The organism is Euzebya pacifica (genome assembly GCF_003344865.1).
Classification (GTDB): Bacteria; Actinomycetota; Nitriliruptoria; order Euzebyales; family Euzebyaceae; genus Euzebya; species Euzebya pacifica.
The window spans coordinates 1,204,872-1,219,254 of record NZ_CP031165.1 but is presented as its reverse complement, the minus strand read 5'-3'; the positions used below and the strand labels follow the sequence as shown (position 1 = coordinate 1,219,254).

General features: G+C 70.5%; 10 protein-coding genes. 3 read left to right on the top strand and 7 right to left on the bottom strand.

Going from position 1 to position 14,383, the window contains the following annotated elements:
• Window positions 1-4: 4 nt before the first annotated feature.
• The 3 genes from DVS28_RS29115 to secA all read right to left on the bottom strand — a co-directional run bounded on the left by DVS28_RS29115 (window position 5) and on the right by secA (window position 4,599).
• Window positions 5-760 (bottom strand): putative metal-binding motif-containing protein, encoded by a 756-nt coding sequence (locus DVS28_RS29115; RefSeq protein WP_216826400.1) that lies wholly within the window; start codon window positions 758-760, stop codon window positions 5-7.
• A 74-nt stretch (window positions 761-834) separates the two neighbouring features.
• Window positions 835-1,674 carry a prolipoprotein diacylglyceryl transferase gene (gene lgt, locus DVS28_RS04945; RefSeq protein ID WP_114590474.1) on the bottom strand — a complete coding sequence of 280 codons (840 nt, stop codon included), beginning with the start codon at window positions 1,672-1,674 and terminating at the stop codon, window positions 835-837.
• A gap of 66 nt (window positions 1,675-1,740) precedes the next feature.
• Complete coding sequence (secA, locus tag DVS28_RS29460; RefSeq protein WP_114590473.1) at window positions 1,741-4,599, bottom strand: preprotein translocase subunit SecA; 2,859 nt, start codon at window positions 4,597-4,599, stop codon at window positions 1,741-1,743.
• A 329-nt stretch (window positions 4,600-4,928) separates the two neighbouring features.
• Between secA and DVS28_RS04935 the strand changes: the two genes are divergently transcribed.
• Entirely contained in the window at window positions 4,929-8,078 is a 3,150-nt protein-coding gene (locus tag DVS28_RS04935; protein WP_114590472.1) for a BTAD domain-containing putative transcriptional regulator, read from the top strand.
• On the opposite strand, the gene DVS28_RS04930 is transcribed toward DVS28_RS04935, so the two are convergent.
• Both DVS28_RS04930 and hpf read right to left on the bottom strand, forming a co-directional pair.
• Window positions 8,071-8,748, bottom strand: coding sequence for a response regulator (locus DVS28_RS04930; RefSeq protein WP_108664097.1), 678 nt, complete (start codon window positions 8,746-8,748; stop codon window positions 8,071-8,073). The genes DVS28_RS04935 and DVS28_RS04930 overlap by 8 nt on opposite strands.
• 117 nt (window positions 8,749-8,865) lie before the next feature.
• Window positions 8,866-9,474: a ribosome hibernation-promoting factor, HPF/YfiA family gene (hpf, locus tag DVS28_RS04925; protein ID WP_114590471.1), complete on the bottom strand. Its 609-nt coding sequence runs from the start codon at window positions 9,472-9,474 to the stop codon at window positions 8,866-8,868.
• A gap of 286 nt (window positions 9,475-9,760) precedes the next feature.
• On the opposite strand from hpf, the gene DVS28_RS04920 reads away from it, so the two are divergent.
• Window positions 9,761-10,174, top strand: coding sequence for an OB-fold nucleic acid binding domain-containing protein (locus DVS28_RS04920; protein WP_164709939.1), 414 nt, complete (start codon window positions 9,761-9,763; stop codon window positions 10,172-10,174).
• On the opposite strand, the gene DVS28_RS04915 is transcribed toward DVS28_RS04920, so the two are convergent.
• Both DVS28_RS04915 and DVS28_RS28150 read right to left on the bottom strand, forming a co-directional pair.
• A complete protein-coding gene (locus DVS28_RS04915; protein WP_114590469.1) occupies window positions 10,158-10,817 on the bottom strand; it encodes a potassium channel family protein in 660 nt (219 codons plus the stop codon). The genes DVS28_RS04920 and DVS28_RS04915 overlap by 17 nt on opposite strands.
• Before the next feature lie 24 nt (window positions 10,818-10,841).
• The gene (locus DVS28_RS28150) at window positions 10,842-11,516 is read right to left on the bottom strand and encodes a potassium channel family protein (protein WP_164709938.1); all 675 of its coding nucleotides are present in this window, start codon (window positions 11,514-11,516) and stop codon (window positions 10,842-10,844) included.
• A 165-nt stretch (window positions 11,517-11,681) separates the two neighbouring features.
• On the opposite strand from DVS28_RS28150, the gene DVS28_RS04905 reads away from it, so the two are divergent.
• Entirely contained in the window at window positions 11,682-14,030 is a 2,349-nt protein-coding gene (locus tag DVS28_RS04905) for an APC family permease (RefSeq protein WP_114590467.1), read from the top strand.
• Window positions 14,031-14,383: the final 353 nt, after the last annotated feature.

Below are 14,383 nucleotides of genomic sequence, written 5' to 3'. Positions count from 1 at the left end.
AGACCTACTCGTCGACCTGGCCGTCGCAGTTGTTGTCGATGCCGTCGCCGGCCACCTCGTCGGCGCCCGGGTTGACGCTGGGGTCGTCGTCGTCGCAGTCGACGTCGGCGCGGAAGCCGTCACCATCGGCGTCGGGGTGGGGGACGGTGTAGCTGCTGCCGCCGTCGGCGAGGTCAGCGGTGGGCGTGGCGCCACCGGTCAGGCTGGAGCCGAGGTAGCGCTGGGCCAGGAGCCCGTCGGAGCCGACGGTGCTGCCCGCCTCGAGCGGCACACCCTCACTGGCGATCATGCTGGCCGGCACGCGCAGGGTGACGACATCGGTGTCGGCGTCGAAGCTGCCGCTGATCGGCCCGACGGTGGACCGCAGCCCGTTCTCGTCGAAGGATCCCAGCGTGAAGCGGTCCGCATCGACGACGTGCTGGGTGCCCGACGCGAAGAAGCGGCCGCTGCCGCCGAAGATGCCGTTGGCGACGGAGAAGTTGACGTAGTAGGTGTTGCCGGCAGCGCCCACGGCTGGGGAACCAGTCAGGTCGAGCACACCCACCTCGAAGACCAGCTCCTTGGTGGCGTGGTCGAAGTCGACCGTCCCCTCGACGAGATCGAGCGACGCTTGGGACGGAAGCGGCAGCCCCTCGACGACGAAGGCGGTGGCGTCGCCCTCGGCATCGGTGAACCAGGTGCTGGAGGTGTCGCTGCCCTGGGCGCCAGCTGGGGCGATGACCCCGACGAGCAGCAGGGACAACGCGGACAGGATCAACATCAGACGAGTCATGGTTGGCCTGTTCGCGACACGAACCGCCGTTCCTGCCTGCCACCCCCACTTCGGACGAACTGTCAGGCGTCCGAAGGCGAGGGGTCGAGCTCCCCGGATTCGGTCGCACGGTCGTCGGGGTCCGCCGCGGCCCGGCGCCACAGGAGGATCCCCGCGCCGACGATCACGACGACGATCGAGACCCACCCGTTGCGGCTCAACCCCAGCAGCCTGAAGGTCGTGTCGGTACGGATCAGCTCGAGCAGGAACCGGATGGTCCCGTACCCGATCAGGTACACGCCGATCAGCCGACCGCGCAACGAGGGATGGCGACGCTCCAGCCAGAGGATCACGGCCGCGAGCCCGAGGTTCCAGAGGGATTCGTACAGGAACGTCGGATGGAACGTCTCGGCGTCGGGGTAGGCCGCCGGCCGCCGGCCCGGCGAGATCTCCAGCCCCCACGGAAGGGTCGTCGGCGTGCCGAACAGCTCCTGGTTGAAGTAGTTGCCCCAGCGCCCGAACGCCTGGGCGACCGGCACGGCGGGTGCCACGGCGTCCAGCAGGTCGGGCAGCCGCACCCCCCACCGGCGGCTCAGCACCACCAGCACCAGCGTGCCGACGGTCAGGCCGCCGAAGAGGGCCAGGCCACCCTCCCAGATCGCGATGACCTTCCACGGTTCGTCCTCGAACCGCGAGAGATGGGTGGACACGTACGCGGCGCGGGCCCCGAGGAAGCCGAGCAGGATCGCCCTGATCAGCATCCGCTCGATGACCTCGGTGTCCGCGCCCCGACGCGCCATGCGTCGCACGGTCATGCGCCACGCGATCGTGACCCCGATCGCGATCGCCAACCCGTAGAAGGTCAGCTGCAGCGGGCCCAGGTGCAGGGCGTTGGTGGACGGTGAGGGGATGGAAGCGAACACGTCAGCGTCGAGAGGCCATCAGGCCCGCCCCGAAGGGGCGCATCAGGCCCGCCCCGGAGGGGCGCATCAGGCCCCGTGGCACTTCTTGTACTTCTGGCCCGCCCCGCAGGGGCAGGGGTCGTTGCGGCCGGTCTTGTCGTCGTTGCGGATCGTGCCGGCCTGCTGGGCCGCGGCCGCGGCGTTCTCCTTGGCCGACCCGGGGGCGGCAGCACCGGTGCCGCCGCCGGCGACGGAGTAGGACGCTCCCGACCCCTTGGGGGCGGCGTCGCCGGACTTGGCCGAGGAGTAGCTGAACTGCGCATCCATCGGTCGGTTCGCGGCGCCGTCCAGGGACGGGCGGGAGATGCGCGGACGCGGGGACGCCGGCTTGGCCTGCGCCTCGGCCGGGGCCTCGCCCTCCTTGCGGACCGGCAGGTTGAAGATGTAGCCGACCGACTCCTCCTTGATGCGCGCCTGGATGTCGGCGAAGGCGTTGTAGGCCTCGCGCTGGTACTCCACCAGCGGGTCGCGCTGCCCGACCGCGCGCAGGCCGATGCCGTCGCGCAGGTGGTCCATCTCGTAGAGGTGCTCGCGCCAGACGCGGTCGACGACCGACAGGATCACGCGGCGCTCGACCTGCCGCATCGCGAGCTCGCCGATCTCCTCCTCGCGGGCCTCGTACCGCTCCATGGCGGTCTCCTCGAGGCTCTGGCGAAGGTCGAAGTGGGCTTCCTTGCCGTCGAACTCCGTGGCGTCGATGGAGAACTCGTCGACCCCGAAGAGCTTGCGGACCCGCTCCTCGAGCTGCTCGACGTCCCATTCCTCCGGGAACACGCCCTGCGGGGCGAACTGGACGGCCAGGTTGTCGACGGCGTCCTCGACGAACTGCTCGGCGATCTCCTCGACCTGGCTGTCCTCGCCATGGAGGACGGTGTCGCGCTCGCGGTAGATGATCTTGCGCTGCGCGTTCATGACGTCGTCGTACTTGAGGACGTTCTTGCGGATCTCGTAGTTGCGCGACTCGACCTGCGCCTGCGCCCGGGCGACGGCCTTGGTGACCATGTTCGCCTCGATGGGCAGGTCCTCGGGCATGTTCAGCCGGTTCATGATCGACTCGACCGCGGAGGCGTTGAACAGCCGCATCAGGTCGTCCTCGAGCGACAGGTAGAACCGGGACTCGCCCGGGTCGCCCTGACGTCCGGACCGACCGCGCAGCTGGTTGTCGATCCGTCGGGAGTCGTGCCGCTCGGTACCGAGCACGTACAGGCCGCCCAGCTCGAGGACCTTCTTCTTCTCCTCGGCGCACTCGACCTGGAAGGCCGCGAGGGCCTTGTCGTACTCCGCTTGGTACCGCTCGCGCCAGACGCCCTCGGGCTCGACCTCACCGGTCTCGAGGTCGGTGACCGGTTCGGCCCCGGCCTCTCGCTTGGCGACCTTGGTGGCCAGCGCCTCCGGGTTGCCACCGAGCTGGATGTCGACACCACGACCGGCCATGTTCGTGGCGACCGTGACCGCGCCGATGCGGCCGGCCTGCGCGACGATGTCGGCTTCGCGGAAGTGGTTCTTGGCGTTCAGGACCTCGCACTGGACGCCGGCGACCTTGAGGCGCTTGTGCAGCTCCTCGGACCGCTCGACGCTGGCGGTACCGACGAGGACCGGCTGGCCCTTCTCCTGCCGGGCCTTGAGGTCCTTGACCACCGCGTTGAGCTTGGCGTCGAGGGTCTTGTAGATCTGGTCGGCCTGGTCGAGCCGCTGGATGGGCCGGTTGGTCGGCACGACCACGACACCCATCTCGTAGATCTCGGCGAACTCCTTCTCCTCGGTCTTGGCCGTACCGGTCATCCCGGCGAGCTTGTCGTAGGTGCGGAAGTAGTTCTGCAGGGTGATGGTGGCCAGCGTCTGGTTCTCCTGCTGGATCTTCACCCCTTCCTTGGCCTCGATGGCCTGGTGCAGGCCCTCGGAGTACCGGCGACCGTGCAGGGTGCGGCCGGTGTTCTCGTCCACGATCAGGACCTCGCCACCGTCGACGATGTACTCGTCGTCCCGGCGGAACAGCTCCTTGGCCCGGATCGCGTTCTGCAGGTGGTGGATGAGCGGGGTGTTGGCGTTCTCGTAGAGGTTGCCGACGCCGAGCAGCTCCTCGACCTTCTCCACGCCCTCCTCGGAGACCGCGATGGTGCGCTTGGCCTCGTCGACCTCGTAGTGCTCGTCGCGCTTCAGCTTCGGGGCGATGCGCTTGGCGAACACCTCGTACCACTGGGAGCTTGCGTCAGCCGGGCCGGAGATGATGAGGGGCGTCCGGGCCTCGTCGACGAGGATGGAGTCGATCTCGTCGACGATGGCGAAGTTGTGGCCGCGCTGCACGAGCTGGTCGGGCTGCAGGACCATGTGGTCACGCAGGTAGTCGAAGCCGAGCTCGTTGTTGGTGCCGTAGGTGACGTCGCAGTCGTAGGCCGCCTTCTTCGACGCCTTCGGCTGCTGGGGATAGACGTACCCGGTGCTGATGCCGAGGAAGGAGTAGACCTGCCCCATCCACTCGGCGTCACGGGACGCCAGGTAGGGGTTGACGGTGACGACGTGAACGCCCTTGCCGGACAGGGCGTTGAGGTAGACGGGCGCGGTGGAGGTCAGGGTCTTGCCCTCACCGGTGCGCATCTCGGCGATCTCGCCCTGGTGGATGACGATCCCACCGAGGACCTGCACGTCGAACGGACGCTGGCCGAGGACACGCCAGGCGGCCTCGCGGACCGTGGCATAGGCATCGAAGAGGATGTCGTCGAGCGTCTCCCCGTCGGCCAGCCGCTTCTTGAAGACGTCGGTCTGGGCCGCGAGCTCGCCGTCGGACATCTTCTTGATGTCGTCCTCGAGCGCGTTGACCTGCTCAACCATCTTCCAGAGCTGCTTGAGCCGCTTGCCCTCGCCCATCCGCAGCAGTCGATCCAGCATCCGTCACTCTCCCGGCCGCCTGGGATCTGCGTCCTCGCGACCACCGTTTCGTCACGCGCACACGCCGATGGGCGCGCGTCGAACCCCGTCAGAACGTGGGGTCCGGCTCCCAGCGTATCCCCGTCTGCTCCTTCGGCCGATCGCGCGGTCGGACATCCCCCTGCTGGCGAGCCCACCTCGTGTCGTCCGGGGGGTGTGACGACCCGGGACCGGTCCCTCAGCCGGTTCCCATCCGAGGTGGGCTCGCCCCCTCATGCAGCGTGTGCACCACCGGGGTGGCGCCACTGCGGTGCACGATAGGAACGAGGCTTTCACTATCCTTTCGGAACGTGGATGCCCTCTTGCTGGCCAGACCCTCCTTGACCGCACGGCTGGACCGCGCCCTGGAGCATCGCCTGACCGCGATCGTCGCCGGTCCGGGCTCCGGCAAGAGCACCGTCCTGCGAGCCTGGTACTCCGGGGTCAGGGCCGCCGTGTGGCATCCGCAGCCGACCAGCTCGTGGGCGAACGCTGCCTCGGGCCTCGTCGAGGCCCTTGCCCGTGTCGTCGACCTCCCCGACCTGTCGGCGTCGTGGCGCAGCGCTGCACCCGAACCGGAGTCCCCGACCCGGCGGGGCACCGCCATGGCCGGCGACCTCGTCGACGCCATCGGCGACACCGAGCTGGTCATCGTCGTCGACGAGCTCGATCCGGTGGCCGACGTGCCCGGTGTGGGGCACCTGCTGGCCTCGCTGGTGCGCCAGGCACCGCCCACGCTCCACGTCGTCGTCGCTGCGGGCTCGTCGCTGCCGCGAGAACTCGCCGGGATGTGCGGGCTGGAGCTGACCGGCGACGAGCTGGCCTTCGACCTGCCCGCCGTCGAGGCGCTGCTGGAAGCCCTCGACGCCGATCCCGGCCGGGCGCCGCAGATCCTCGATGCAACGGGCGGGTGGGCCCTCGGGGTCAGGCTGGCCGCCGAGGCGGACGACCCGTCGCTGCCGGCAGAGGTCCAGCCGCTGGTCGACCGGGCCCTCCAGCGCCGGTCACCGGCCGCGCGGGCGGTCCTCCACGCCGCCGTCGACCTGCCGTGGGTCGACGACCCGATGCTGGCGCACCTGGGCGTGGAGGACGCGGCGTCCGGCATGGCGGAGCTGCAGCGCCATGGGGTCTTCCTGACGCCCGTCAGCGGGAGCGGTCATCGCCTGTCGGACCTGGTGGTGGACGTCGTCGCCGCCTCGGCAGGCGAATCACCAGCCACCCGTTCCCGTCGCCTGCGCGCCGCCGCCGAGTGGTTCGAGGCCCATGACCAGCCGGCCCCGGCGCTGACCTGCCTCGTCCGCGCCGACGACCACGACCTGCTGGTCGCCATGCTGGAGGCCGACGGGGCCCAGCTGCTGCGCAGCGGTCAGGTCGACGTGGTCGCCGATGCCTGCGCGGCGGTACCTCCCGAGGGACGCACCAGCCTGCTGCACATCCTGGAGGGCGACGCCAACCAGGTGCGTGGCGACTGGGCCGGATCGTTGGCCGCCTACCTCCGTGCATCGCAGGGTGCCGAGCCGGGCATCCGCCCCAAGCTTGCCTGGCGGGTCGGGTTGATCCACTACCTGAGGGGCGAGCTGGACGAGGCCATGGCCGCCTACGAGGACGGCTTTCCCGGCGCCGAGGTTGATGCCACGGGCGACAGCCTTGGGGACACCGCGTTGGCGCAGGCATGGGGTGCGGCGGCCTGCTGGCTCCGCGGGGACCTGCCGCGGGCCCGTCAGCTGGCGACCGACGCGTTGCGGGACGCCATCGCGAGCGGGGAGCCCGGCGCAGAGGCCGCGGCACGCACCGCGCTGGCCATGGTGGCTGCCGCCGACGGCGACCGGGCCGCCAACGACGCCCACTACCGGGCTGCGCTGGCAGCCGCCGAACGGGCAGGCGATGCGCTGCAGCTGATCCGCATCCACACCAACCGGGCCTCCCATTTCTGTGAGGAGGGGGCGTTCGACGCGGCGCTCGGCGAGCTGGAGAAGGCGATCCACCTGTCCGGCCTCGCCGGCGAGCGCACGATGCGCAGCATGGCCCTGTCCAACCGCGCCGAGGTCCACCACCGCCTCGGCCGCATGGAGGAGGCGGCCGCCGACGTCACCGAGGCCGAACGGATCTGCACCGAGGTCGGCACCGACATGGTCGTCTACCCGTTGCTCCGGCGAGGGTTGCTGGCCGGCGACCGCGGCGACCGACCGGGTGCCCTGTCGGCCCTCGGCCGGGCGATCGAGATCGCCAGGCGCACCGACGACCAGCAGGTCCTCGCGCCCGCGCTGGCGGCTCGGGCAGTCGTCCTCGCCATCGACGACCCGACGGCGGCCGCGGCGCTGGCGGCCGAAGCGGTTGCGGTCTCCGGTGGGTTGGCGAGGGCGGAGGCGTTGATCGCGCAGGCCTCCGTGGCCCTGCACCGCCACGAGCGGGAACACGCCACCCGCCTGGCCCTGCAGGCCCTGGCCGACGCGCGCCATCGCCGCGACCGGGTCAACGAGGCCGAGGCGTTGCACGTGCTGGCAGCGGCCGAGCGCACCGCCGGCGCACGACATGTCTCGGCGGCACGGGCGATCTGGGCCGGGCTGGGCTGCCCGGTCGGCGTGGCCGCGACGGCCATGCTCGCGGCGGACGTCGGCAGCCCCGCAGCGGCCGCAGCGGAGACGCGGCTCGTGGAGATGGGCGCAACAGGCGTTGCCGAACGCATCCGCGCCTGGTGCGCCGAGGAGGCCAACGACACAGGTCCTGGAGCCGTTCGGCTACGGCTGCTGGGTGGGCTGACCCTCGAGGTCGACGGGGCGCCGGTGCCGCACGAGACCTGGGGGTCCCGCAAGTCACGCCTGCTGCTGGCTCGGCTCGTCGCCCGTCGGGGCCGGCCGGTCCCCCGTGAGGAGGTGGCGTGCGCTTTGTGGCCCGACGGCGATCCCTCACGGCTGGGCCCACGGCTGTCGGTCGAGCTGTCCAAGCTCCGCCGGGCGCTGGGGCCGGCCCGCGAGGCGATCGTCGCCGACCGGGGCAGCCTCCACCTGGACCCGCACGGGCTGGATGTCGACGTGTGGCGGTTCGTCGACGATGCCAGGAGCGGACTCGATGCCGTGCGGAGCGGCGGCGACGGCAGCGATCGGCTGCGACGTGCCGACGCGGCCTACACCGGGGACTTCCTCGAGGAACATCCCTACGAGCCGTGGGCGACGGAGCTGCGCGATCGTGCCCGCGCGCTGGCCGCTGACGTGGCCCGGGCCCTGGCGGGGATCGCGTGGTCGCTCGGTGACGCGCCCGAAGCCGCCCGTTGCTGGCGCCGGGTCCTGGAGCGGGACGCCTGGGCCGAGGACGCCCACCTGGCGCTCGTCGAGATCCTCTCCAGCGTCGGAACCCACGGCGAGGCACGACGCGCCTACCAGGCCTATGTCTCGCGGATGGAGGAGATCGACGCCCCCATCCACCCCTTCCCCACCCTCGAACCGGCGGGAACGCCTACTTAATTTCGAGGAGCTTCTCGCGGACGGCGTAGACGACGGCTTCCATGCGCGAGTGGAGGTGCAGCTTCTCCAGGATGTTGCGCACGTGGTTCTTCACCGTGTTCTCGGAGATGAACAGCTCCTTGGCGATGTCGCGGTTGTTCATCCCCTTGGCGACGAGCGTCAGGACCTCCATCTCGCGGTCGGTCAGCCGGGGGGCCGGCATCTGCTGCTTCTCCTCGTCCTTCTTGGCCATCGCCGCGAACTCGTTGAGCAGCTTGGAGGCCATGGAGGGCGAGATCAGGGACTGACCGGCGTGGACGCTGCGAATGGCGTCGGCGACCTCGTCGATGGAGATCTCCTTGAGGAGGTACCCCGACGCGCCTGCCTTGATCGCGTCGTAGAGGTCCTCTTCCTCATCGGAGATCGTCAGCATCAGGATCTTCGTCGAGGGGACCTTGTCCTTGATCGACTTGGTCGCCTCGATCCCCGTGATGCCGGGCATCCGGACGTCCATCAGCACCAGGTCGGGAATGTGCTCCTCGGCGAGGGCGATGACCTCGTCACCGTCGCTGGCCTCGGCCACGACGTCGATGTCGTCCTCGGACTCGAGGACCATGAACAGTCCCCGACGGAAGAGCGCGTGGTCGTCGGCGACGATGACCTTGATGGAGTCGGCCGGCGTCTCGCTCATTCGATGCTCCCGTAGTTCGCGTGGGGGTGGGGCCGTCGATGCCCTGGTGACTACTCATGTAACCAGACGTCGACCCCACCCGTTCGGACTACAGACTACCCCGTCACAAAGGAGTCGTTAGCCCGCCGCCGCCATGGCCGCGGACTGGTCAGCGCTGGTCGCCTCGATCAGGCCGATGTCACCGTCACCGCGTCGGTAGACCACATTCGGTGCGCCCGTTCCGGCGTTGGTGAACAGGTAGAAGTCGTGGCCGAGCAGCTCGAGCTGCAGGACTGCGTCGTCGGGGAACATCGCCGTCAGCTCGAACTCCTTGCGCTTGACGATGTTGGGTGAGGGGTCATCGTGTTCGACCTGGCCGTTGCTGCTGCGCCGGTGCACCTTGGGCAGCTCACCGGTGGTGCGCGCATCGTCGCGGCCACGGCGGCCACGGTCGATCAGCCGGGTCTTGTAGCGACGCAGCTGGCGCTCGAACCGGGCGATGGCCTGGTCGATCGCCTCGTGGTGGTCCTGCCCCTCGCCGAGGGCGCGGACGGTGTGCTTCTTCGACCGTGCGGTGATCTCCACACTCGCCGGGTTGGGTATCCGTGGATTGTGCTCCTCCGCAAAGCTCACCTCGAGGTCGACGATGCGGTCGAAGAAGCGGGTGGCGTGTTCTACCTTGCGCCGTGCTTCCTCCTTGACCCGTTCCGAGATCTCGCAGTTCCGTGCTCGCAGAGTGATGTCCACATGCGCCTCCTTGGTGGGTGCCTACTGCTCGGTCCTGCGACCTACAAAACCACGAACGCCCCGGGCGCCGATGGCGGCGTCGCGGGGCGTGCAGGGTGCGGGGCAGGCTTGGCTCCAGCTGTCTGGCGGATCAAGCCTCACCTCCTGTTGGTCGCACCCGATATGGTGGAGGCATCGACTGTCCCGCGCAAGGGGCAGTTCACCCTCCCGATACCTCGCGTGCATCACAGGATGCAGGCCGACTCGCCGCCGACGACGAGCCGAACGCCAGCCGATGGAGGCCCCCATGCCACCCTTCGCCGTCCGCTCGACCAGCGATCACCTCGCCACCGACCAGCTCGATGCCTGGTGCACCCTGTTCGAGGGCTGCACCCGCATCAACGCGCTGGTGCCACGTCAGCACGCCACGGCGCTCGGGGTGATCCAGCGCCTGCGGCTCGTGCCCGACGAGTCCATGGAGGCCGTCATCGACGACGGCACCGGCCGGCTCCGCGTGGTGTGGACGGGCAGCGATCCCCTGAACGGGCTCGAGCTCGGCCGCGGGCTTCGGGTGGAGGGGACTGTCAGCCTGGACGGCGGACAGAAGCTGATGCGCAACCCCACGTGGTGCGTCGTCCGCGACCCCTACGCCTGCGCAGAGAAGGAACGCGAGAAGGAACGCGCCGCTCGGACGGACAAGGGCGTCAGCGCCCGCCGATGAGCGCCTCGCGCATCTCCTCCACACGCATCACCGGCACCAGCGCCAGCACCTCGTCCCCCTCCGTCAGCGCGGTCGTCCCACGGGCCGGCAGCACCCGGTTGCCGCGGACGATCGCGACGATGGCGCTGTCCGGTGGCAACGGCAGGCCGTCGACGCGCTGACCGGTTGCGGCGGACTTCTCGTCCAGCCTGACCTCCAGCAGCTCGATCTCGCCGCGTCCGAGCTTGAGCAGGCTGATCAGGTCACCGGTCAGCACCTCCTCCTCGACCAGCGCGGTCAGCAGGTGGGGTGGCGAGACGGCAAGGTCCACACCCCACGAGGCGTCGAACAGCCACTCGTTGGCCGGGTAGTTCACCCGTGCCAGCACGCGTGGCACGCCGAACTCCTCCTTGGACAGCAAGCTGACGACCAGGTTGTCCTCGTCGTCACCGGTCACGGCCACTACGACGTCGGCGCTGCGCACCTCCGCGGCTTCCAGCACCGCCGGGGCACAGGCGTCGCCGTGGACGATGCGGATGCCATCGCCGACGCGGGCGACGGCCTCGTCGCGCTTCTCCACGATCGTCAGGTCGTGGCCACGGTCGCGCAGCTCTGCGGCCAGGTACCGACCGATGCCGCCTGCGCCTGCGATGACGACCTTCATGCGGTCCCCTTCATGCTGTCACCTTCACGAATGGGTCTCCTCCGACACCGTGGCCAGGAACGCCTCGGCCTCCTCCAGTACGGCGCGCTGGACGGCCAGGTGGATGCGCTCGCCGGCCTGCAGCAGCTGGCGCGGAACCGGGATGGAGGTCTGTCCGACCCGGGTGACGGCGGCGAGCAACCACTTGCCCTGCCGCTGGAAGCGCTCGACCTCCCACGGGCCACCCTCGGCCGGCAGGTCGTGGGCCAGCACCACCACGTCACCCTCTCCCGGACCGATGGCCGTCTCGTGCTGCAGCACCCCCTCGCGGAGGTGCCCCAGGATCGCGTCGGTCGTCCACCGGGCGCTGGCGATGGTCGTGATGCCGTGCCGTTCGTAGATCGTGGCCCGGTCGGGGTCGTAGATCCTCGCCACGACCGTCTGCACGCCGAACCGCTCCCGGGCGATGCGGGCCGCGACGATGTTGGAGTTGTCGCCGCTGGTGACGGTCACGAAGGCGTCGGCGTGGTCGACCCCCGCCTTCAGCAGCGTCCCGCGGTCGAAGGCGAGGCCCTGCACGGTGGTGCCGCGGAAGCTGGCCGGCAGCCGCCTGAACGCCTTGGGGTCCTCGTCGACGACCACGACGTCGTGGCCCGCCGCGTCCAGCTCGCCCGCGAGGCTCGAGCCCACACGGCCGCAGCCGATCAGGATCACGTGCACTGGCGGGGCTCCTCTGCGTGCCGGGGGGTGGGTGGGCCCGTGCGATGACGTCGGTCGACCCGACGGGTCACGGCCCGGGGGGAGACGATAGCGCCAGCAGGCCAGCAGCGGCGGCTCTGCCCACCCGGACGTACAGGGCCCGAAGCCGTACAGTCCACGATCGCCATGGGTATCTACTCCTCGCTGAAGCGCCGGGTGATCGGTGACCCCCGTGCCAGCGGGGAGCTGACCGGACAGGTCCTGCCGCCCTGGCTCGGCCTGCCGACGTTCGCCAGCGACACCCTCTCCTCCGCGGCGTACGCCACCGAGGAGACCATGGTCGTCCTGGCCCTGGCCGGCGCTGGCGCGTTGACGGTCGCCGGACCGCTGGCCGCCGCGGTGGCCGTGCTGATGATCATCGTCATCTTCGGCTACCGCCAGACCGTTCGGGCCTACCCCGACGGCGGCGGCGCCTATGTCGTCGCGACCCACAACCTCGGCCGCCGGCCCGGGCTCGTCGCGGCCGCCGCGTTGCTCGTGGACTACACCCTGACCGTCGCCGTGTCGGTCTCGGCCGGCACCGCCGCCATCGTGTCGGCGTTCCCGGAGCTCAGCCCCGCCCGTTTGCTGGTCGCCCTGACGTTCCTCGGTGTCATCACCGTGACCAACCTCCGTGGCGTGCGCGAGGCCAGCATCATCGTGGCCGTACCGGTCTACGCCTTCGTGTCGATCATGGGCGCGATGATCCTGCGGGGGGTCGTGCAGTGCTCCACGTCGGGGTGTCCGTCGGTGCCCTTCGACCAGCCGGAGGTCCCGGCGGCGGTGACCGGCCTGACGGTGTGGCTGGTCCTGCGCGCCTTCGCGACGAGCGCCACGTCGCTGACGGGTGTGGAGGCGGTGTCCAACGGGGTGCAGGCGTTCCGTGCCCCGGCCTCGCGCAACGCCGGCATCACCCTCGGGCTGATCGGCCTCCTGGCCGTGCCGATGGTGCTGGGCATCGCCTACCTCGCGACCAGCATCGAGGGGGTCGTGGCCTTCGCCGGGCTCGAGCGGACCGTCACCTCCCAGATCGCCGGCGCGGTGTTCGGCCCCAGCAGCGTCGGGTTCTTCGGCGTCCAGGTCGCAACGGCCGCCATCCTGTTCCTTGCCGCCAACACGGCCTACGCCGACTTCCCCCGCCTCGCCTCGCGGCTGGCCGACGACCGGTTCCTGCCCCGTCAGCTGTCGGCGCGCGGTGACCGGTTGGTCTTCTCCAACGGCATCATCGCCCTGTCGTTGGCCGCTGCCCTGCTGATCGCCTTCGCCGGCGCGCGGGTGACCGTGCTCGTGGCGCTGTACATCGTCGGGGTCTTCACCGCGTTCTCGTTGTCGCAGCTGGGCATGGTCCGCCACTGGCTGCGGGAACGCGAGCCGGGATGGCGGGCCTCGGCCACCCTGAACATGGTCGGGGCCCTGGCGACGGGCGCGGTCCTGCTCGTGGTCGTGGTCACCAAGTTCACCGTCGGTGCCTGGATCGTGCTGGTGCTGGGCCCGGGAGTGGTGCTGGCCATGATCGGTGTCCGCCGTCACTACGACGCCTACGAGGCCGCGGTCGTCGGCATGGGCCTGCATCCCCAGCCACAGCGACCGGTTCGCGTCATCGTGCTCGAGGACCGGGTCGACGCGGCCACGGCGGCGTCGGTTGCCTACGCCTACGGCATCGGGGCGGCCCACATCACCGGTGTGCTGGTCCCGTCGGGCCGCAAGCGCGAGAACGTGCGTGAGCGGTGGCGTCAGCTCGCCCCGGGGCTGGAGGTCAACGAGTACGTCCCGGGCCTGCGTCGGACCCCGGCGATGACCCAGCGCGACATCGCCCTCGAGCGGGCCGGACAGCATCCCGAGGCGTTCACCATGGCGGTGGTGCCCGAGACGCGATCCAACACCTGGATCGACGTGGCCCGCCGGCACCGGGTGGCCCAGCGGGCGAAGGCCGCGCTGGTCGCCAACGGCCGCCTCGTCGTCACCAACGTCGTCTCCCCCATCGGCGGACCGGGTCCCTACCAGGTGACCGAACCCGTCCAGCACCACGTGGTCGTGCTGGTCAACCGCGTGCACCGCGCAACGTTGCGGGCGATCGCCTACGCCGAGTCGCTGCAGGCCAACTCGGTGCAGGCCCTGTCGGTCAACGTGGGCAGCCGCCGGTCCCGCGAGATCCTGGGCGACTGGAAGAAGGCCGGCCTGAAGGTGCCCCTGGACCTGGTCGACAGCCCCTACCGGTCACTGATCGACACGGTGCAGGACTACGTCGGGGAGTTCTCACCCGATGGACAGCACACCGTGGTGACCGTCGTGATGAGCGAGTTCGTGCTGCCCCGGTGGTGGCAACGGTCGCTGCACAACCAGACCGTGCTGCAGATCAAGAGCGCCCTGCTGTTCAACCGTGGGGTCGTGACGACGTCGGTCCCGACGCTGCTGTCGAGCCTGGACCCCGACGCCCTGCCGTCCGCCGAGGCCGACGGCCCGCTGACGGTGGACCACCAGCAGCAGCCAGCGTGACCCCCAGCACCCTGTCGGCGCCGGCGCCGCGCAGGGTGCTGGCCGCGGCGAGCAGGGTCGCCCCCGTTGCACGGACGTCGTCGACCAGGACAACCGGGCCGTGCAGCCGCCGGGTCGTGCGGAAGGTGTCGACCTGGGCCTCCAGGCGCTGACGCGCGTCGAGGTCGGGCTGCTCGACGGGGCGGCCGACCCGCTCCAGTAGCCGGACGGCGTTGGGCCCGGCCAGCCGTTCGGGCAGGTCGATCCCGCGCCGGCGCCGACGCGACCGCGGGGCGGGGACCCAGGTGACCGGCACATCGGCAGGGACGGCGAGCAGCCGGGCAAGCGCGTCGGCTGCCTGCCGCAGGCCGCCG